We start from the raw sequence: 19578 nt of genomic DNA on the forward strand, positions 1-19578 counted from the left end.
CTTAAATTCCTCCATACCTTCGCTTTCGTCTTTGATATTCCTTAAAAGCTTTGATTAATAAATCCTCGTTGAAATCAGGCCATAATACCTCTGTAAACCAAAATTCCGTATAGGCAGACTGCCAAAGCAAGAAGTTGCTCAAACGCTGTTCTCCACTCGTGCGAATTAACAAATCAGGATCAGACAATCCTTCAGTATACAAGTATTTGGAAAACTCTTGTTCATCCAACGCGTCTATAGATAATTTAGAAGCTTTAACATCACTCATGACGCGTTTCATGGCTTCCATAATTTCAAATCTGCTTCCATAGTTTAAAGCGAAATTCAACAGTAAACCATCATTGTTCTTAGTTTGCTCCTTAGCATAGGCAACAGCTTTTTTTGTATGCTCAGGAATATCATTCATATTTCCAATCGTTTCTATTCTAACGTTATTTTCTATCATTTCGGGTAAGTATACATGTATAAATTCTTTTGGGAGCCGCATAATGAATTCAACTTCTTTACTGGGACGTTTCCAGTTTTCTGTTGAAAATGCATAAAGGGTTAGGATTTTAACATTCATGTCTGAAGCAGCTTTAGCAACCTTCCTTACAACGTCCATACCTTCTTTATGCCCGGCAATCCGTGGCAATCCCCTTTTTTGAGCCCATCTTCCATTCCCATCCATAATAATAGCAACATGTCGCGGTATATTTTCCAGCTCATTCAGATGGGCGGTTTTTTTAGATTTGGCTTTTATAAAAGGTAGTTTAAATGACATATTTGGTCCTCCGGTAAGCTTGGTTGATCATCATGTATGAATGAAGTATAACTTACACTTTCATACACGTCATGATAAGTCTACATTATACCATACAAAACATGAATTATTGATCCTGATTGATAAAAAATCTTAGGCCCGCTCCCAACTTCTATACACCATAGCACAAAGTCAACATTTTATTCCATAACCATTTATGATGGTGTCGATTGTGTTTTGAGCATAAATATATTTATTATATGTAAAAAATAGAAAAGCCCTCTTAATGAAAGAGGGCAATATAAGGCATTGTATGCCAATCAGACTTCCATAATTTCATTTTCTTTGGTTTTCGCAAGATTGTCTACTTCCTGGATTTGTTTATCAGTTTCTTTTTGTACATCCTCTTGCAGACTGCGCAAATCATCTTCTGTGATATCGCCATTCTTTTCATCTTTTTTAAATTGATCATTGGCTTCTCTGCGGAGATTGCGGATTTGAACACGCGTTTCTTCAGAATATTTTCCAACAACTTTAACCAAGTCTTTACGTCTCTCCTCAGTTAGAGCAGGGATATTAATACGTATAACATTCCCGTCACTTGAAGGTGAAAGTCCAAGATCAGCTTTTTGAATGGCTTTTTCAATCTCACTGCTCGCACTTTTGTCATACGGCGTTATAACGAGAAGGCGAGGTTCAGGTGCCGAAACATTTGACAACTGATTCAATGGCGTCGTTGCACCATAGTAATTCACGAACACATTGTCAAGCAAAGAAGGATTGGCACGTCCAGCTCTTACCGTAGCCAGATTTCGCGAAAAGGCCTGCACAGCTTCATTCATTTTGTTACGCATATCGGTCAATGTACTATTAGACATATTATTTCCCCCTTATTGTGGTACCAAGCGTTTCACCTTGTACAACTCTTTTAATATTACCTTCATCCGTAATGGAGAATACGATTAAGGGTATATCATTGTCCATGCATAGCGAAGACGCGGTGGCATCCATAACGCCCAGCCCCTCATTAAGCATGTCCATATATGATAATTCCTCATATTTCTGAGCATCGGCATTATGCTTTGGATCAGCAGAATACACGCCATCGACATTATTTTTAGCCATTAAAATGACATCTGCCTCAATTTCAGCAGCTCTCAATGCCGCAGTCGTATCTGTTGAAAAATACGGGTTTCCAGTGCCTGCAGAAAAGATAACAACACGCTTTTTCTCAAGATGGCGAATGGCCTTTCTTCTAATATAAGGCTCAGCGACCTGTCGCATTTCAATTGATGTTTGAACACGAGTAGGTATCCCGATATGTTCGAGCGCATCTTGGAGGGCAAGAGAGTTCATAATTGTTGCAAGCATCCCCATGTAATCGGCTGTGGCACGGTCCATGCCCATTTCACTTCCAACCTTGCCTCGCCAAATATTCCCGCCGCCAACGACAACAGCGACTTCCACACCTAAATCAGCGACGTCTTTAATTTGGGACGCAATAGACTGGATGACTTGTGGTTCAATGCCATACCCTTGTGCTCCGCTCAACGCTTCACCACTCAATTTTAGTACAATTCTTTGATATTCAGCTGTTGTCATATGAACCTCCATCGTTATTCATTTGGTTTTAATGTCTGTCCTGAGGTGTTTTTTTGTGAATGAATCCCAGAAAAGGGGCATTCAAGTGCCCCCTTTTCTGGAAATGAGTTCATCACTATTATTGTTTCATTTGGCTCATAACTTCTTCAGCAAAGTTATCTTCACGCTTCTCCATGCCTTCACCGACTTCGTAACGGATAAAGTCTCTCACTGTGGCGTTTTTATCCGCAACAAACTTTTTAACCTTTTGATCTGGATCTTTAACAAAGTTCTGTTCTAGCAGACAAATCTCTTCAAAGAACTTCCCAAGGCGCCCTTCCACCATTTTTTCTACGATATTCTCCGGCTTACCTTCGTTGAGGGCTTGTGTTTTTAGAACTTCTCGCTCACGATTGACTTCTTCCGCAGCCACATCGTCGCGTGAAATATATCGCGGATTAACGGCAGCAATATGCATTGCAATGTCTTTTGCAATATTTTCATCTGTTGTGCCTTCCAGAACAGTGAGTACACCAATTCGGCCACCCATGTGTAAATATGCACCGAAAGCATCTTGATCTGTTTTAGTAAACAGTTCAAACCGGCGCAGGGAGATTTTCTCACCGATTTTAGCAATTGTGGCATTGATATAAGATTCGACAGTATCTTCGCCATTATATAGTTTTTGATTCAGTGCATCATTTAAGCTCTCAGGCTTTTCACTCAAAATGTGTTTCCCGATTTCAGTGAGCAATGTTTTGAACTGGTCATTTTTAGTAACAAAATCTGTTTCACAATTTACTTCAATTAATACAGCACTATTTCCCTCAATTTCAATATGTGTTGAACCTTCAGCTGCAATACGGTCAGCTTTTTTAGCAGCTTTGGCCATACCTTTTTCACGAAGGAAATCTACTGCTTGATCCAGATCACCATCTGTTTCTTGCAGCGCTTTTTTACAGTCCATCATGCCTGCACCTGTTTTTTCACGCAATTCCTTAACCATCTTAGCTGTAATTGCCATACTAAATCCTCCTAATAATTGAATTAATGTTATATTTGTGCCAGTACGTTATCGCTTGTAAAAAAAGGGTGATAAAAGGCTTATCCCCTTATCACCCACCTTTTAACTTAAGCTTTTTCAGTTTCTGTTGCAGATTTTTCGCCGGCGTCTTCTGCTTTCGGCTCTTCTACTGTCTCTGCTTCAACAGCAGGCTCTTCAATTTCTTCTTCTTGTTTAGCCTCTAAAACGGCGTCAGCAATTTTAGAAGTCAGCAATTTGACGGCGCGAATCGCATCATCATTAGCTGGAATGATATGATCAATTTCATCAGGGTCACAGTTGGTATCAACGATCCCGATAATCGGAATGTTCAATTTGTGAGCTTCAGCAATCGCAATTCTTTCTTTACGCGGATCAATGACATAAATCGCATCAGGGAGACGCTCCATGTTTTTGATCCCGCCAAGAAATTTCTCGAGGCGATCTTTTTCTTTCAGCAAGTCAACTGTTTCTTTCTTCGGCAATACTTCAAATGTACCGTCTTCTTCCATGCGCTCAATGTCCTTCAGACGGGCGATCCGCTTACGGATTGTCTGGAAGTTGGTGAGCGTACCACCGAGCCAGCGCTGGTTCACATAGTACATGCCTGCTCTTGTCGCTTCATCGCGAACAGAGTCCTGGGCTTGTTTTTTTGTTCCCACGAAAAGGACATTTCCCCCGTTCGCAACGAGGTCCTTAACGTATTTGTACGTTTCATCGACCTTTTTAACAGTTTTCTGCAGGTCAATGATATAGATGCCGTTTCTTTCCGTAAAGATATATTTCTTCATCTTTGGATTCCAGCGGCGTGTTTGGTGTCCGAAATGAACACCAGCTTCAAGCAGTTGTTTCATTGAAATGACTGACATATTGTCGTCCTCCTATTTGGTTAATATCCTCCACTTGCCTCTGCTTTAACCAAAGTCCATTTTTCCGAATGGCACCCTTCAGTAAATCAGCAAGTGTGTGTGATTAAGCAATAGTTGTATTGCATTTACACCAAAAATTAATATATCATATCATCAGCCTTCAGGCAAGTTTTTTATTTGTGTTGATCATTTTGCATTTTAATGACCAGATCGGCTTCGGTTTTTCCGCAGTTTAGATGTCTGGCAATCTCATCGGCATGGTACCCCTCATGGTGCATATGCAGAATTTCACTATGGAGAGAGTGTTCGTATGTATCAGAAATGTCAGAAGCCAATGTGTCTGCCCCATGCTGAGAGTCTTGGGGCTTAACAGGTCTTTGTGTCGTTTGTTTTACTTGATCGGTACGGTGTTCAGTGTTTGAATACCCTTGATTTAGTTGTTCTCTTAAGTTTTCATTCTCCAGCTTGATTTCCTCCAAATAAACATCGAGTAACTCCAGCACTTCATGAGGCTTGTCTTTTTTGAAGGTTTTGATATGTGAGTATAAAAGATAAATGGCTAATAAAGTAATAATATGAAGCATAAAACTCATGACTAATAAAGTGGTCATAAATATCCCTTCTATCTGCTTAAATCAATAGTGTTTCCCAGAAATGGATGTGCAGGCGACAGAGTTCTTTTGGAGGCATCTGCCTGATTGCTTTCGTTGTGTGCCAAATGTTTCTGATAGTGTTCTTTAGGATGTTCGAGATGATTTTTAACATGGTCATAGTTGTTTACCTGAGCACGTTCCATTATCTGGCGTTTTGTGTGTGTTTGTGCCAAGTTATCTTGAAATTGCTGATGTTGTTTAAGCATTTGATCTTGCATTTTTCCGGCTTCCAGAACACGCGGTAAAGCAACTTGCATTTCAATGGATTTCCAGCTCAATGACATCACCCCACTTTACAAGTTCAATCGGTTTGAAGCGGTTGAATGAGTATGTCTCTGTTGAGGAGTCGCAGTTGAACGGCTTTTCTGTCATGCTGTATTGTTTCAGCATATTTTCCAAAATGGGCCACAACATTACGGTATAAGGTGCCAAATACATTTAGGCAAGCTTTTTCTTCATTTCCATACATTGTGTTTACTTCATATAATTCTTTTTCAACATGTGCAAGCTTCTGCTTTGTCTGAGCGTACGACTTTTTTTGTTTGAGTTTCATTACGCTTATTTTATCAGATTGGGAATCATTTTTCCCGGCATTTGCCAGTTTATCACCAAGCAAAGTCAGTTTTTCCAATGTTTCTATTAAATCTGCTTGTTGTTCGGTTAATGTAGTGATACGCTCAAGTTCCGACTGATCAGGCCCTAAGTAAACTTTGGTCAAGGAGTTCATACGATTACCGAGATCTTTCACCTCTAGTGTACTTCCTGCTGAAATATGTCCGCCAATTATACTCCCTTTATGGCAATAAATATTGTTTTTAGCTTCACAAGTGCTGTGAATAATAGATTTGTCTACATAAATATCTTGTCCCGCTTTGATAATCCCTTGATTGATATAGCCTGCGTGAACATCAATACCAGCCGTAATGGAGCCAGAGGATTGCCCTGAGAGCCCTTCTGAGATATAGATTGATCCTCCTGCTGTTAAATGTGCTGCTTCCACGGTGCCGAATACCTTGATGTCCCCTTCCGCTTGTACGGTATATCCAGTCGGAATTGTACCATGGATTATAATTGTGCCAACGAAATTAATATTCCCGGTTTTCATCGATAAGTCCTCTGCGACATCATAGACATTGTGTATATTAATATGCCTTTTACTTACACTGATTTGGCCTTCCGAGGCTGCATAAAAAGAGGAATCTGCTGGCCTGAATACGACATTTTTACCTGCTTTGATTGTACAAGGTCTGCCTGGTGTGGCTGAAACAATTTTTCCGAATACATCTATACCATCTTTTCCGGGTTGCGGGTCAATGAGCGTGGCTAATTGTTCTCCCTTTCGAGCCGAAGGGATTCGCATGACATCTCTGAAACTGTTTTTCTCCCCTTGAAGATCTGTTGTTAAATTGGCTTTGAAAGAGATATCCCCGTCGATCCCATTAACTGGTTGATTGCCTTGAGCTATGACGAGCGGAAAGTTGATTGATTCAGGATTATGTACAAGACGATTGATGGCTTTCCAATCAACCCCATGAACAATCTTTCGGTCTTGCAGCAGAGCCTTCATAGATTCTTCAGTTACGGGAGTATCAGAAAGGAGTTCTCTTGTTTCTGTCACAATGACTTGCATGTTTTGATCAGTAATTGTAATTTGATAAGGCATCATATCATCTGCCATAGCCAAACCTCCCATGATATACAGCACCTACTTTAAGACGGCATCATAGCTTTTTTGCAGTATGTGTTTGAGTTTAAATATACATTTCTTATGAATTTGTGAAATTCTGGAAGTCGTTAAGCCCATGACTTTCCCAATTTCTGTCAATGTAAGCTCTTCGTGGTAGAACAAACTCAAAACAAGCTGTTCATTACGATTAAGTTGTTTGATGGCTTCTGCAAGCTGGATCTTCATTTCCTTTTCTTGAACTTGGTCCTCGGGCATGTCAGCACTCTCATCGGGTATCACATATCCAATGCCCTCATTAGATTGATCGCTATCGTCATTAGGAATTTCTTCAATAGAAAGGACATGGGCAAACAATATGTCTTTTGTATAGGTCTCGACTTCCTGAGAAGACATGCCTGATTGATCAGCTATTTCCTGTGAAGTTGGACGGCGGTGATAACGTTGCTCAAGTTCTGCTGATACGCGTTCAATTTGTTTGGCTTTTTCCCGTATTGACCGAGGCAGCCAATCCTCTTTCCGAAGTCCATCAATAATAGCACCTCGAACACGAAAGGAGGCGTATGTGTCAAACTTAAGTTCCCGTTCTATTTCAAACTTTCGAATGGCATCATATAAACCGACCATCCCAAGACTTTTGAGTTCTTCCTTCTGGACATTCTTTGGCAAATGAACTGCAATTCGTTCCACATGGTAACTGACGAGATACATATAATGTTCGACCAGACTTCCCGCTGCTTGCCGATCTCCGTCTCGCAGCCATCTATCCCACAACTCTTGCTCAGGCGGGGTATGTTGTGTCATGATTACATGCTCCCTTCAAAACCTAAATAATCGTTTCTCCTTTGTGCACCGTACGTATGTGAAGTCTTCCTGTTTCTGGATCAAATTCAATGGTCCGCCCGCTATTGCCGCCCACATCCTCTGACATAATACGAATTCCATATTGTGCCAACTTTTCCTTTACTGCAGCGGTATTCCTTGGTCCAATACGCATCGATTCATTGCTTGTCGAAAATTGAAACATTTCTGCCCCGCCCGCAATTTTTGCTTTTAACACGGAGGGTCTTTTCCCTTTGGAGGTCAGTTTCTTAACGAGCACATCGATGGCTGTATCTGCATATTTAGACGTATTTAAATCAGCTTGTTTTGCTAATGAGGAGTCTGGAAGCATAATATGGGCGAGACCAGCCGTTTTTTGACTTAGGTCATAAATAACCACACCCACACAAGATCCTAGCCCGGATGTCCGGATCATGTTGGGAGATTTTACGATTTTCAGTTCTGCAATACCGACTCTCACAACGGGTTTTGGTTCATTCATCATCGCGGTAAACCCCTAAGGCATTAAAAATTTTCGTGAAGGACCCGGGGTCAGGCAAAAGTAAAAAATGCCCATGTATACGGTTTGAATGGCTTTTGCCTTTAATTCGTGTGTCAATAATTATCGCATAGTCGCTATACTGTGATAAATCTACTAATCCACCACTTAATATTGCTCCTGCCATATCAATGCCTAAATCGGGCACTGATGAGACCATGTTGAGTTGTGTAAAGTCCGAAAGCGCGGATAAATATGATCCGGTGAGGATATTACCGATCTCCTGCAATGCTGAAATGGCAATGGTTTTAGGTGGTGCTCCATTCAACAGCTGAATGTCAGGTTCGCCTGTAACTTGAGAGGCAATAAACTCTGCCTCTGCGATCGAGAGTACAAAATACACCTTGCCGGTAATGTCACCGGTAATGTTGATGACAACTGCAGCAACAGGTGTGTCAGGTCCCCCTACAATCTCCATCACCTCGTCAAAAGCAGCAATATTAACAGTTGGTACGGCCATGTCCACTGTTTGATTGATCAATTGTGCCATTGCTGTAGCCGCATTGCCTGCTCCGATATTACCAATTTCTTTTAGCACGTCTTTTTCAATGCTTGATAATTCATGTTCCATCATGATCCTACCTTTCTGATGCATGCGCATGAAAGTTATCTTTAGTCAGCACTTTACTCAAGTCCAGCAGGATCAGCAAACGGCTGTCTACTTTTGCAACACCCTCAATGTAATCAATATCAACCGTGCCAACCAGTTCAGGTGGGGGTTCGATGTCTGCTTCAGGAATATCCATCACATCACTTGCTTTATCTACCAGCAGGCCTACTTCCATCTCATCCCAATGTACAATAATAATCCGGGTTGCATCATCAGCTGCCTTTGGTTCAATCCCAAATCGTTCTCTTAAATCAATCACAGGTGTAACCACCCCGCGTAAATTAATAACACCCTTCACAAAAGCTGCTGTGCCAGGGACCCGTGTAATTGGCTGCATGCGTTCTATCAACCCGATTTGTTCGACAGGGAGTGTGTAATAGTCGTTTCCTAATTGAAAAACAATTGACTTCCTGAAGCCCATTTCCTCTTTTGACATATTCTTTCCTCCTCACAGCTTCTATTTATCTTACAAGTGCATTGCTATCAATAATAAGCGCAACTCTGCCGTCACCCAGAATCGTTGCTCCAGATATTGCAAAAGTATTGGTTAAATAATTACCCATTGATTTAAGAACGACTTCTTGCTGCCCAATTAAGTCATCTACGACCAATCCAGTCAGTTTATCGCCTTTTTTGACAATGACGATCGAGATATCTTGCTCGTCTTCCTTCATCTCACCTGTTTCAAATAATTCATTTAGAAATGCCAGGGGAACAACTTGTCCTCTAAAATCAATCACTTTTTTGTTATGAGCATGCATGATCGTTTCTCTGCTTACGACAGCTGTTTCCATAATGGAAGATAGAGGAATAGCATAGGTTTCTGTTCCAAGTTCGACCAATAATACGGACATGATGGAGAGGGTCAATGGCAATTCAATCGAAAACGTGGAGCCTTGTCCCGTGGTTGCATTGACAGACATTCTTCCGCCAAGAGATTCAATTGTGTTTTTTACGACATCCAGCCCAACACCCCGGCCAGACACATCCGAAATTTGCTCTGCAGTCGAAAATCCACTCGCCATGATGAGCTCATAGATTTGCTGATCGGACATGATTGCAGCTTCATCGGCTGTCACAATACCTTTTGCGATTGCTTTATTAAGAACTTTATCCTTGTTAATGCCAGCTCCATCATCCGAGATCTCAATAATAACGTGATTCCCACTATGATAGGCCTTTAGATTCAATGTGCCTTCTTCCGGCTTGCCATCTCGTTGTCGTATTTCCCTTGATTCAATACCATGGTCGACGGCATTTCTGATTAAATGCACTAATGGATCCCCAATTTCATCGATAACCGTACGATCCAGTTCCGTATCTGCCCCAGTAATCTCTATACCCACTTGTTTATCAAGGTCCCGGGCTAACTGGCGAATCATGCGTGGGAAACGGTTAAATACTTGATCTATTGGAACCATACGCATGTTCAGGATGATGTTTTGTAAATCTCCTGAAATACGCGTCATACGTTCTACGGTATCTTCGAGATCTGGATTCTTTAACTCCCCTGAGATTTGCTCCAGCCGCCCACGGTCTATCACCAATTCCTCGAATAAGTTCATTAAGGCGTCAAGTCTGTCAATATTGACACGGATTGTTTTTGTGACTGTTTTTTTTGTGTTAATTGTTGCATCTTGATCATCGTTATTGGAGTCTTCAGCCTCAGTTGCTTCTTGCTTTACGGCTTGTTGATCTTGTTCGTGTTTATAGGAAGCAACTGAAAAAGTGTTGATTGACACATGTTCAACTTCAGAGACTTTTTGAATAAGTTCTTTTATCTCATCTTTCGAATGTTCGGATACGAGCAATACTAAAAAGGACGTGTCAAAGTTTTCCTCTTCCAATTCATGAACGGTCGGGACTGATTTGATAACTTCACCCATTTTTTCCAAAACTTCGAACACCATGAATACACGAGCAGCCTTCAGCAAACAATCCTCCCGAAGTTGGACTGTGACTTCATAGTTGGCATAGCCTCTGGTCTCTGATTCGTTTAAAATAGACAACTCAAATTCATCAAGGACCTCGGTGAATGTGTGGGAATCTTCTTGAGAAGGTTCTTCTATGTGATCTCGTTGGGTACTGTTTCCTTGTTCAATATCATCCAGCAGATTAACAATTTGTGAAACGTCTTGTGCGCCGGTTCCGCCATTTTCTATATCATTTACAATGACTTCCAAGGCTTCTCCTGCCTCAAATAAGACATCCATAATCTCTGTATTGACTGTGATTTTTTCATAGCGAATGGCATCTAAAACATTTTCCATTTTATGGGTTAAATTTGCCAAGTCTGTATAACCCATTGTGGCAGACATACCTTTAAGTGTGTGTGCCGCACGGAAAATTTCTTCTATCACCGGTTTTTCTCCGGGCTGTTTTTCAAGAACGAGTAACTGATTATACAGCACGTCTAAATGTTCCCTGCTCTCATCAATAAATACGCCAAGATATTGTGTTGTGTCCATTTTACTTCCCCCTTGGGTGTTCTACAAGCGTGATAAGCTTTTCGGCCATGTCACTGAGGGCAACCACCTCATCAACATGTTTGGTCATAATTGCAGCTTTCGGCATGCCGTAAACAACAGATGATGCCTGGGATTGTGCAAGGACTATGGCATGCTTGTCCTCTTGTTTAATCGCCATTATACCATCTGCCCCGTCTTTACCCATCCCAGTTAAGATAGCGGTCAATTTGTTGAGGTGGTTCATTTTTGATAATGATTTAAATAATACGTCAACAGATGGCCGGTGCCTGCTTTGAGCAGGGTGTTCTGATAACTCAATGGCATAGGTCAGTCCCGTTTCCCTGATGCGCATATGAAGATTTCCAGGGGCAATATAGGCGGTACCAGATTGAATAATTTCACCATGTGCTGCTTCAGTGACATGAATGTGTGACATGGCATCGAGACGTTCAGCGAGTGATTTTGTAAACCGCTCCGGCATATGCTGAACAATTAAAATTGCTGGTTTAAAATCCTCTGGAAGTTCTGTCAAAATATGCTCTAAAGCTTTTGGCCCTCCTGTTGAAGTGCCAATGGCGATAACCGTTTGAGCATGAATCTGGTTCAAATGGTCTGCCGTTCCTGTTTCGTGTGTCTGTGTGAAGTTACCGTCTGGATCTGGTAAAGGCTTTGCTTCTGAAGCTCCAATCACTCGATCTACAATTTCTTGCTTAATCTCTGCCAGATTAAGAGAAATGGCTCCTGACGGTTTCTTAATGAAATCGACAGCACCTTTTGTCATGGCCTGAACGGTTTTCTGAGCATGATCATCACTTGAGAGCATAACAACCGGTAATGGATGTTCAGACATAATATGTTGGAGTGTTTGAATCCCGTCCATTACAGGCATTTCCACATCAAGTGTGATAACATCTGGAGTAAAGGCTTTAATTTTACGCAATGCATCTTTTCCATTTCTCGCTGTACCAATGACTTCGATGCGTGCATCCTCTGTCAGTATGTCAGTTATCAACTTTCGCATGAAGGCAGAATCATCCACAACAAGTACACGGATTGGCTTCATAACAATGATCGCTCCTTCATAAGTTGTTTCAGTCTATCCACAAAAGATTTGGACTGGTGCGTGTCTGGAGGACCTGTCATACGTTTGGCCATTAATGTGATCGCTTTAGCTGCAGGAGATTTTTCGTTCATTAATAATAACGGTATTTGTTTCATAACTGCGCGTGCCACAGCTTTATCTTCCGGCACTGTTCCAAGTGCCATAAGATTAATATGTAAAAATTGTTGTACCACCGATTGGAATTCATTTAATGATTTCTCACCTTGTTTATCATTCCATGTACGGTTCATAATCCCATACAGCTGCTTATTAAACCCATGCACAACCATATGTTTAATCATACTGTAAGCATCCGTAATTGCTGTTGGTTCTGGTGTTGTGACAATAATGCTCGCGTCCGCAGCGAGAATAAATAATAAGCTTTCAGATGATGCACCCGCCCCCATATCCATAATAATATAATCAAAACTTTCAAGAAGTGTTGTATACTCTCTGAAGAACAACATGCGTTCCTCATCATTCATCGTAAACAACTCGTTTAAGCCTGATCCGCCTGCTATATAGGCGAGACCCTCAGGCCCTTCAGAAATAATTTCTTGGATTGATAGATGTTTCTCAAACAAGTCGACAATACTATAAGGTGCATCCAGACCGGATAAGACATCAATATTACCCATTCCGATATCCATATCAAATAACAGGACTTTTTGATGTTGTTTGATCAGAGCAAGTGCCAGGTTAAGAGAAATGTTCGACTTCCCTACGCCGCCTTTTCCGCTTGCAACAGCTATTGTCCTGCACTGCTTGTTTAGGGTGCTGCCTTGAATCATTTGCCGAAGCCGTTCAGCCTGATCATGCATCTTTACAGCCCTCCATAATCAGTTGTGTGATATAAGCGGCGTTAGGTTCAAGGATATCTTCAGGTACATCTTGTCCATTTGTAATATAAGCAATATCCAACCGATGGGGCAAGGCAATATTTAGTAAACTGCCGAATTGTCTTGTTTCATCTGCTTTTGTATAGACCAGGCCTTTAATGGGCAAATGGCTGAATTGCTCATAGACCGACAGCATATCTTTTGGTTTAGAAGTCATGGACAGCACCAAATATGTATCTATTAAATCATTGAAATCGATTGTGTTTTTTAACTCCTGAACATATCGCTTGGATTGGAAATTCCGCCCGGCTGTATCCACAAATATTAAATCATAATCATGAAACGACTTGATGGCATTTCTATATTCATGCATATCATAGACAACCTTCACGGGTACATTTAAAATACGGGCATATGTCTTTAACTGGTCAACCGCAGCAATTCTGTAGGTATCCGCAGTGATGAAGGCGACTTTTTTTCCGTGACTCATCATGGCTTTAGCTGCAACCTTTGCCAAGGTCGTTGTTTTACCAACTCCTGTTGGCCCTACAAATTGAATCACTTGTTTGTTAAATGTGATACCTTCAAAGGAAAGCTGTTTCAGCTGTGTTTCTAATTCTTGCTTTGTAAGAGCCACAACACGATCGGTATCAGCCTCTGCCTCATCTGAATGTTTATGAATGACATTTTCCATGATTGACCGACTTAAATCAGTACTTATATCCTGTTCCAATAAGTATCGGTACATCAACTCATATTCTGCAGGAAATGCTTCCCCAGATTCATGTGAGAGCGAAATCAGCTTTTTTAAATTCTTAATTTCTGTTAAAACATCTTCATTTGAATGCGAGACAGGCATATGTAGATGCTCTTTAGGTTTCAGGTCAGGCTGTTTCTGCTGAATGTTTACCGGAGATGGATCAAGGGCGGCCACAACTTCGATATAATTCTTTTGAAAAATTCCCAGAAAACCTCCTTTTTTAGTTTCTCTGGACTGAAGAATAACAGCATCTGCGCCTAATTCTTTTCTAACTTGTTTCATCGCTTCAGGCATGGTTGGTGCGGTATATTTTTTTATTTTCATGCGACATTCACCACCCCGATACTTTCAATTTGTACATTTGGCTCAAGTTCGTTATAGGATAATACAACAACATGCGGCAGAAAACGGTCAAGTAATTGTTTTAAGTACATTCTAATCGCAGGTGAACAAATAACAATTGGCGTATCTTCTTCTAGAGCAAGCTTCTCTACCTGTTCATGGACGGTTTTGATAATGGATTCTTGTGTTTCAGGATCCATGGCCAAATAGTTTCCATGTTCTGTTTGCTGAATACTTTCAGCGATGGTTTTTTCAATTTTTCCTGAAATCGTAATCACTTTAAGTGTTCTCCCACCGTCAGCATATTGCTTGGTTAACTGAGGAGAAAGCGATTGTCTTACATATTCAGCCAGAAGATCCGTATCATTCGTCATTTTTCCGAAGTCAGCAAGTGTCTCGAATATCACTGGCAAGTTACGTATCGAGACATTCTCTTTCAGTAATTTAGCAAGGACTTTTTGAATATCGCCAACACTTAATGGTTCTGGTGAAACTTCATCAACCAGAATCGGGTAACTTTCCTTCAAATGATCAATTAACTGCTTTGTTTCCTGTCTGCCGAGTAATATATGCGCATGTGTTTTAATAACTTCCGTCATATGCGTTGATACTACCGATGGCGGATCGACAACTGTATATCCCGATAGTTCCGCTTCATCTTTCAGTTCTTCGCTGATCCATTTAGCAGGCAATCCGAAAGCAGGTTCAGTTGTAGCAATTCCGTCTATTTCATCGTCTTCCATATCCGGAGACATGGCTAAATAATGGTCTAGTAGTAATTCACCGCGTGCTGCTTCATTACCGCGAATTTTAATTCTGTAGTCATTTGGATTCAACTGAATATTGTCGCGGATTCTTACAACCGGCACAACAATACCAAGTTCAACAGCGAGCTGTCTTCTGATCATGACAATCCTGTCAAGTAAATCCCCTCCTTTTTCTGTGTCAACAAGGGGGATCAACGCATAGCCGAATTCAAATTCGATTTGATCCATTGTTAATAAGTTCACCACACTTTCTGGTGATTGCATGGTGCTTGCTTCTGCTTGCTCTTCTTCCATCTCTTCCGGCATCGCATCCTCCTGTGATTTCCTTAGGAGAAAATACCCTCCCAACGCCAGGAAACCTGCAAGAATCGTTGTCAGCATGAAGTTGATTGGCGTAAGACCGAGAAAGAAAATGGCCCCCGCTGCAATAAATAACAATTTCGGAAATTGCAGAAGCTGTCCCGTTACATCACTCCCTAGATTACCGGTAGTAGTGACGCGTGTTACAACGATACCTGTTGCAGTGGCAATTAAAAGTGCAGGAATCTGGCTAACGAGCCCGTCCCCTACTGTCAGCCGCATATAAACATTAATGGCTTCCTGGAAAGATAGTCCTCTCTGAACCATACCAATGATGAGACCAAATATAATATTAATCAGGACTATGATAATGCCTGCTATGGCATCTCCTTTAACAAACTTACTCGCACCATCCATTGCTCCATGAAAGTCAGCTTCAGATTCAACTTTTTCCCGCCTGTCTTTTGCCTGTTGCTCAGAAATTAAACCGGCATTCATGTCGGCGTCAATACTCATCTGTTTACCAGGCATCGCATCAAGCGTAAATCTGGCTGCAACCTCAGAGACACGCTCAGCTCCTTTGGTAATCACGAGGAATTGAATAATAACCAAAATAACAAAAACGACAAATCCCACAAGGGGGTTATTGCCGATAACAAATGATCCAAACGTATCAACAACTCCACCTGCTTGTCCTTCAGACAGAATCGACCGGGTTGTAGATACGTTGAGACCTAAGCGAAATAACGTTAATAATAATAGCAATGAAGGAAAAATAGAAAATTGCAAGGCCTCTTGTGTATTCATCGAGACTAAAATAACAATAAGCGCTAACGTGATATTACACAGGATTAAAATACTAAGAATCCAACCCGGTAATGGAATGACCAGCATAACAATAATTAAGATAACGCCTAATAATACAGATAAATCCCGCGCCTTCATGAGCTTCCTCCTTTCTTTTATAATTTTTTCTCCAGATTATAAACATAGGCAAGTACTTCAGCTACCGCTTTGTAAAATGCTTCAGGTATGATTTCTCCTATGTCTGCTGCTTGATAAAGCGAGCGTGCCAGAGGCTTGTTTTCGACTGTAATTACATCATGAGCTTTGGCAACTTCTCTGATTTTTAAAGCCAGATGATCCGTTCCCTTAGCAAGAATGTAAGGTGCACTAGCCTCTGTTTCATCATACTTAATTGCAAGCGCGTAGTGGGTTGGGTTTGTAATGACGACATCGGCTTTTGGAACTTCACTCATCATTCGTCTGGTTGCCATCTCTCTTTGCTTTTCTTTAATTCTTGATTTAATTAAAGGATCTCCTTCAATGTTCTTATGCTCATCTTTTACATCTTGTTTTGACATTTTCATGTTTTTTTCAAAGTCATAACGCTGGTATGCATAGTCAAATACGGACAAAAATAATAGTGCAAGAGTTGCCGAGATTCCCATAATCATCGTCGATCGTCCAAAGAAAGCCAGCGCATCGTCAACGCTCTTAAATGCCAGCATCATCATGTCATCTTTGTAAAGCCATATTACAAAAAATGTAATGCCACCAATAAACACGATTTTGAACAATGATTTTAAAAGTTCCACAAGCGCTCGAACAGAAAATATGCGTTTAGCCCCTTGGATGGGGTCGATTTTTTTCAGATCTGGCTTTAAAGGCTCGCCTGTAAACATGAATCCGAATTGAGCCAAGTTTGCTGCAACGCCCGCGATAATGGCAACAATCATGACTGGGGCCAAGATTTTAGCCATTTGAATGACAGATTCAACAAACACTTGCATAACCGTTTCAGTGGTTACATTCCAATTGATGTATTCTGTGAAAGCTTGATGATAAAGAGCCAGCATGCCGTTTTTCATGAACCCGCCAAACGCAATTAAAATAATAAAACAAAATAGCAATAACACGGCGGTATTGATATCCTGACTTTTGGCCACTTTACCTTTCTTTCGTTCATCTTCCCTTTTCTTCGGAGTTGCTTTCTCAGTTTTTTCGCCTGCAAAATATTGTAAATCCAATTTGAGTTGCTGCATCGCTAACGCCCTCCGAAAAGCTGCATCAATGTGCTCATAGCATTAAATAATAAATGAAATAAATTCTTTGCAAGGATCATATAAAGACTGATGAAAAATAACAGCACAATGAAACTGACAAGAATTTTCAGCGGGAGACCAACAACAAAAACATTTAGTTGCGGAACAGATCGGGCAATCATGCCGAGTGCGACATCCACAAGGAACAAACAACCGACAATCGGAATAGCAATTTGGAACGCTACAATAAACATCTGGTTAAATGTTTTAATGATAAATAGTAAGATGTTTTCATTATCAAATGCTATCCACTGGTCAATCGGTATGAGTGTATAACTGTTGTGAATTCCATCAATAATCATGTGATGCCCATCAACGGCCAATAAAAATAAAAGCGCAAAAATATAAAAATATTGACCGATCAAAGGACTCTGTGCGCCAGTCTGCGGATCAACAACATTCGCTATGGCAAACCCCATTTGAAAGTCTATAAAACCACCGGCTATCTGAACAGCTGATAAAATAATATAAGCCAACAGTCCGATGAGTAAGCCAATCAAAATTTCCTTGATCAATAGAACAGGATAAACGTTTAACATCTCTTCAGGCAGGGGAGAAACTGTATAAAACATCGTCAGTGCAAGAAAAAAACTCAAACCAACTTTGAATGGTGCGGGTATGGTTCGATATGAAAACAAAGGCATCGTAACAAAGAAAGCTGCGACACGGGCAAAAACAAGTAAAAACGTTGGTACAGCTGATAAATTAATAAATTCTAACATAATGGCTTTACCCTATATAACGGTTCATGTTTAAATAAAGGTCTGTGGTGAATTCCACTATGTGGGAAAGCATCCATGGTCCGAAAAACACGAGTCCGACAAGCACAGCGACGATTTTTGGAATAAAGGCCAGTGTCTGCTCCTGGATTTGGGTTGTAGCCTGGAAAATACTGACCAATAGTCCGATTGCAAGTGCTAGAATTAACAATGGCCCGACAACGAGCAAGATCGTATAAATACCTCTTTCAGCTAATGATAGAACAAATTCGTTAGTCAAACAGACGCACCTTCTTTTTCTTGTGGAAATGGTTAAAACCCGTCAAGCAACGACCATGTAATAAGATACCAGCCGTCTACCAGAACAAAAAGCAAAATTTTAAACGGCAGAGAGATCATCACAGGCGGCAACATCATCATCCCCATGGACATCAGGACACTGGCAACAGCCATGTCAATGATCAGAAATGGAACAAAAATCATGAATCCCATTTGAAAAGCAGTTTTTAATTCGCTGATTGCAAATGCTGGAACAAGTGTTGTCAACGGTATATCTTGTATGGTCTCAGGCCTCTCCATCTCAGCATAATTCATAAATAACGCCAAGTCCTTTTCCCGTGTATGTCCGGCCATGAAATCTTTAACCGGACTGCTGGCTTTATCGTAGGCTTCTTCAAGTGTAATTTCCTCATTAAACAATGGTTCTAAAGCATCGTTATAAACGTCACTGAAGGTCGGTGCCATAATGAAGAATGTTAAGAATAAAGCAAGCCCGATCAGCACTTGATTGGGTGGCATCTGCTGTGTGGCAAGAGATGTTCTGACAAACGATAGAACAATGACAATACGTGTAAAGCTTGTCATAAGTATTAAAATACTTGGTGCAAGCGACAGTACTGTTAGTAAAAGCAGCAATCTGACTGAAGTGGAAACAGATTCAGGATCTGTTCCAGAAAACATGTCTATAACTTCATTCATGGCGATCTTCCTTATATGTGTCGACAAGCTTTTGTCTGTTTTGCTTCATTTGTTCAAGCTCTCTCGCATAATGTGACTTGAAAGTTTCAGATTGTTGATCATCAGGCTGCTTTTTAAAACGTGAAAAGATTTGTGTCATCTGGTTGACAGGTGTCGTTTCTTTGCCCTGCATCAACTCTGTTGTTACATTTTCGTCAGTGATCTCATGCAAGATTTCAACATTATCACCGACACCAACCACATAAAACTGTTTTCCGATCCGGACAATTTGCAGTGATTTATTTTGACCTACAGAAAGGCCCCCATACTTTCCATGGTTTGCACGCCTGAAAACATCTTGCCCCGCTTGCTCAGTAAATACAATAATCCATAAATTAATCCGAGTATGAGTATAAGAGCAAAACCCATTTGAACAAGTTTCCATACCATGGATCCCGGCGATTCTGTTTTATTTGCCGCCTCGGGACCTTCTTGATCTTCAGGTGAGCCTGTATCACCATTTAATTTAGGGCAGTCTGCGCCTTCTTCGACACAATCTTTTATATTTTCTGCTGCTGCCGGAATCTGCTCAGTTATCAGGAACATGACCAAGCCGGTGATTAAAACGATTAATAATTTCCGCCCCAATTGTCTCAC

General features: G+C 40.9%; 23 protein-coding genes. All 23 read right to left on the reverse strand.

Annotation, left to right across the window (positions count from 1 at the left end):
* Window position 1 precedes the first annotated feature (1 nt).
* The 23 genes from JNUCC1_RS17620 to JNUCC1_RS18875 all read right to left on the reverse strand — a co-directional run bounded on the left by JNUCC1_RS17620 (window position 2) and on the right by JNUCC1_RS18875 (window position 19569).
* On the reverse strand, window positions 2-763 hold the full coding sequence (locus tag JNUCC1_RS17620; protein WP_156646973.1) for an isoprenyl transferase: 762 nt from the start codon (window positions 761-763) through the stop codon (window positions 2-4).
* A gap of 299 nt (window positions 764-1062) precedes the next feature.
* Window positions 1063-1620, reverse strand: a complete 558-nt coding sequence (frr, locus tag JNUCC1_RS17625) for a ribosome recycling factor (protein WP_156646975.1) — start codon at window positions 1618-1620, stop codon at window positions 1063-1065.
* 1 nt (window position 1621) lies between these two features.
* A complete protein-coding gene (gene pyrH / locus JNUCC1_RS17630) occupies window positions 1622-2344 on the reverse strand; it encodes a UMP kinase (RefSeq protein WP_156646977.1) in 723 nt (240 codons plus the stop codon).
* A 118-nt stretch (window positions 2345-2462) separates the two neighbouring features.
* Window positions 2463-3347, reverse strand: a complete 885-nt coding sequence (tsf, locus tag JNUCC1_RS17635; protein WP_156646979.1) for a translation elongation factor Ts — start codon at window positions 3345-3347, stop codon at window positions 2463-2465.
* A gap of 107 nt (window positions 3348-3454) precedes the next feature.
* Entirely contained in the window at window positions 3455-4234 is a 780-nt protein-coding gene (gene rpsB / locus JNUCC1_RS17640) for a 30S ribosomal protein S2 (RefSeq protein ID WP_156646981.1), read from the reverse strand.
* Between the two features lie 173 nt (window positions 4235-4407).
* Complete coding sequence (locus tag JNUCC1_RS17645) at window positions 4408-4845, reverse strand: DUF6115 domain-containing protein (RefSeq protein ID WP_156646983.1); 438 nt, start codon at window positions 4843-4845, stop codon at window positions 4408-4410.
* An 11-nt stretch (window positions 4846-4856) separates the two neighbouring features.
* Window positions 4857-5165 carry a hypothetical protein gene (locus tag JNUCC1_RS17650; RefSeq protein ID WP_156646985.1) on the reverse strand — a complete coding sequence of 103 codons (309 nt, stop codon included), beginning with the start codon at window positions 5163-5165 and terminating at the stop codon, window positions 4857-4859.
* 23 nt (window positions 5166-5188) lie between these two features.
* Entirely contained in the window at window positions 5189-6565 is a 1377-nt protein-coding gene (locus JNUCC1_RS17655) for a DUF342 domain-containing protein (RefSeq protein ID WP_197431790.1), read from the reverse strand.
* A 27-nt stretch (window positions 6566-6592) separates the two neighbouring features.
* Complete coding sequence (locus JNUCC1_RS17660; RefSeq protein WP_156646989.1) at window positions 6593-7375, reverse strand: FliA/WhiG family RNA polymerase sigma factor; 783 nt, start codon at window positions 7373-7375, stop codon at window positions 6593-6595.
* 22 nt (window positions 7376-7397) lie between these two features.
* The gene (locus tag JNUCC1_RS17665) at window positions 7398-7895 is read right to left on the reverse strand and encodes a chemotaxis protein CheD (protein ID WP_156647188.1); all 498 of its coding nucleotides are present in this window, start codon (window positions 7893-7895) and stop codon (window positions 7398-7400) included.
* The gene (locus JNUCC1_RS17670) at window positions 7888-8526 is read right to left on the reverse strand and encodes a chemotaxis protein CheC (protein ID WP_442915496.1); all 639 of its coding nucleotides are present in this window, start codon (window positions 8524-8526) and stop codon (window positions 7888-7890) included. The genes JNUCC1_RS17665 and JNUCC1_RS17670 overlap by 8 nt, the downstream gene beginning before the upstream one ends.
* 4 nt (window positions 8527-8530) lie before the next feature.
* Window positions 8531-8998: a chemotaxis protein CheW gene (locus JNUCC1_RS17675; RefSeq protein WP_156646990.1), complete on the reverse strand. Its 468-nt coding sequence runs from the start codon at window positions 8996-8998 to the stop codon at window positions 8531-8533.
* Between the two features lie 25 nt (window positions 8999-9023).
* The gene (locus tag JNUCC1_RS17680; RefSeq protein WP_156646992.1) at window positions 9024-11030 is read right to left on the reverse strand and encodes a chemotaxis protein CheA; all 2007 of its coding nucleotides are present in this window, start codon (window positions 11028-11030) and stop codon (window positions 9024-9026) included.
* 1 nt (window position 11031) lies between these two features.
* A complete protein-coding gene (locus JNUCC1_RS17685; protein ID WP_156646994.1) occupies window positions 11032-12093 on the reverse strand; it encodes a protein-glutamate methylesterase/protein-glutamine glutaminase in 1062 nt (353 codons plus the stop codon).
* Complete coding sequence (locus JNUCC1_RS17690) at window positions 12090-12953, reverse strand: MinD/ParA family protein (protein ID WP_156646996.1); 864 nt, start codon at window positions 12951-12953, stop codon at window positions 12090-12092. The genes JNUCC1_RS17685 and JNUCC1_RS17690 overlap by 4 nt, the downstream gene beginning before the upstream one ends.
* The gene (gene flhF, locus JNUCC1_RS17695; protein WP_156646997.1) at window positions 12946-14055 is read right to left on the reverse strand and encodes a flagellar biosynthesis protein FlhF; all 1110 of its coding nucleotides are present in this window, start codon (window positions 14053-14055) and stop codon (window positions 12946-12948) included. The genes JNUCC1_RS17690 and flhF overlap by 8 nt, the downstream gene beginning before the upstream one ends.
* Window positions 14052-16085 (reverse strand): flagellar biosynthesis protein FlhA, encoded by a 2034-nt coding sequence (gene flhA, locus JNUCC1_RS17700; RefSeq protein ID WP_156647000.1) that lies wholly within the window; start codon window positions 16083-16085, stop codon window positions 14052-14054. Before flhA ends, flhF begins: the two co-directional genes overlap by 4 nt.
* 17 nt (window positions 16086-16102) lie before the next feature.
* A complete protein-coding gene (flhB, locus tag JNUCC1_RS17705; protein ID WP_156647002.1) occupies window positions 16103-17185 on the reverse strand; it encodes a flagellar biosynthesis protein FlhB in 1083 nt (360 codons plus the stop codon).
* A gap of 2 nt (window positions 17186-17187) precedes the next feature.
* Window positions 17188-17967, reverse strand: coding sequence for a flagellar biosynthetic protein FliR (gene fliR / locus JNUCC1_RS17710; protein WP_156647004.1), 780 nt, complete (start codon window positions 17965-17967; stop codon window positions 17188-17190).
* A gap of 7 nt (window positions 17968-17974) precedes the next feature.
* Window positions 17975-18244, reverse strand: a complete 270-nt coding sequence (gene fliQ, locus JNUCC1_RS17715) for a flagellar biosynthesis protein FliQ (RefSeq protein ID WP_156647006.1) — start codon at window positions 18242-18244, stop codon at window positions 17975-17977.
* A 32-nt stretch (window positions 18245-18276) separates the two neighbouring features.
* A complete protein-coding gene (gene fliP, locus JNUCC1_RS17720; RefSeq protein WP_156647008.1) occupies window positions 18277-18942 on the reverse strand; it encodes a flagellar type III secretion system pore protein FliP in 666 nt (221 codons plus the stop codon).
* Window positions 18935-19321 (reverse strand): flagellar biosynthetic protein FliO, encoded by a 387-nt coding sequence (locus JNUCC1_RS17725; protein WP_331713900.1) that lies wholly within the window; start codon window positions 19319-19321, stop codon window positions 18935-18937. Before JNUCC1_RS17725 ends, fliP begins: the two co-directional genes overlap by 8 nt.
* On the reverse strand, window positions 19231-19569 hold the full coding sequence (locus JNUCC1_RS18875) for a hypothetical protein (RefSeq protein ID WP_231784298.1): 339 nt from the start codon (window positions 19567-19569) through the stop codon (window positions 19231-19233). The genes JNUCC1_RS17725 and JNUCC1_RS18875 overlap by 91 nt, the downstream gene beginning before the upstream one ends.
* Between the last annotated feature and the right edge of the window lie 9 nt (window positions 19570-19578).

Source organism: Lentibacillus sp. JNUCC-1, assembly GCF_009741735.1.
Classification (GTDB): domain Bacteria; phylum Bacillota; class Bacilli; order Bacillales; family Amphibacillaceae; genus Lentibacillus_B.

Bases quoted from the DNA above. Each gene is read 5' to 3' on its own strand.
- JNUCC1_RS17620 (WP_156646973.1), bottom strand. From the start codon at position 763: ATGTCATTTAAACTACCTTTTATAAAAGCCAAATCTAAAAAAACCGCC.
- frr (WP_156646975.1), bottom strand. From the start codon at position 1,620: ATGTCTAATAGTACATTGACCGATATGCGTAACAAAATGAATGAAGCT.
- pyrH (WP_156646977.1), bottom strand. From the start codon at position 2,344: ATGACAACAGCTGAATATCAAAGAATTGTACTAAAATTGAGTGGTGAA.
- tsf (WP_156646979.1), bottom strand. From the start codon at position 3,347: ATGGCAATTACAGCTAAGATGGTTAAGGAATTGCGTGAAAAAACAGGT.
- rpsB (WP_156646981.1), bottom strand. From the start codon at position 4,234: ATGTCAGTCATTTCAATGAAACAACTGCTTGAAGCTGGTGTTCATTTC.
- JNUCC1_RS17645 (WP_156646983.1), bottom strand. From the start codon at position 4,845: ATGACCACTTTATTAGTCATGAGTTTTATGCTTCATATTATTACTTTA.
- JNUCC1_RS17655 (WP_197431790.1), bottom strand. From the start codon at position 6,565: ATGGCAGATGATATGATGCCTTATCAAATTACAATTACTGATCAAAAC.
- JNUCC1_RS17660 (WP_156646989.1), bottom strand. From the start codon at position 7,375: ATGACACAACATACCCCGCCTGAGCAAGAGTTGTGGGATAGATGGCTG.
- JNUCC1_RS17665 (WP_156647188.1), bottom strand. From the start codon at position 7,895: ATGAATGAACCAAAACCCGTTGTGAGAGTCGGTATTGCAGAACTGAAA.
- JNUCC1_RS17670 (WP_442915496.1), bottom strand. From the start codon at position 8,526: ATGATGGAACATGAATTATCAAGCATTGAAAAAGACGTGCTAAAAGAA.
- JNUCC1_RS17675 (WP_156646990.1), bottom strand. From the start codon at position 8,998: ATGTCAAAAGAGGAAATGGGCTTCAGGAAGTCAATTGTTTTTCAATTA.
- JNUCC1_RS17680 (WP_156646992.1), bottom strand. From the start codon at position 11,030: ATGGACACAACACAATATCTTGGCGTATTTATTGATGAGAGCAGGGAA.
- JNUCC1_RS17685 (WP_156646994.1), bottom strand. From the start codon at position 12,093: ATGAAGCCAATCCGTGTACTTGTTGTGGATGATTCTGCCTTCATGCGA.
- JNUCC1_RS17690 (WP_156646996.1), bottom strand. From the start codon at position 12,953: ATGCATGATCAGGCTGAACGGCTTCGGCAAATGATTCAAGGCAGCACC.
- flhF (WP_156646997.1), bottom strand. From the start codon at position 14,055: ATGAAAATAAAAAAATATACCGCACCAACCATGCCTGAAGCGATGAAA.
- flhA (WP_156647000.1), bottom strand. From the start codon at position 16,085: ATGAAGGCGCGGGATTTATCTGTATTATTAGGCGTTATCTTAATTATT.
- flhB (WP_156647002.1), bottom strand. From the start codon at position 17,185: ATGCAGCAACTCAAATTGGATTTACAATATTTTGCAGGCGAAAAAACT.
- fliR (WP_156647004.1), bottom strand. From the start codon at position 17,967: ATGTTAGAATTTATTAATTTATCAGCTGTACCAACGTTTTTACTTGTT.
- fliP (WP_156647008.1), bottom strand. From the start codon at position 18,942: ATGAATGAAGTTATAGACATGTTTTCTGGAACAGATCCTGAATCTGTT.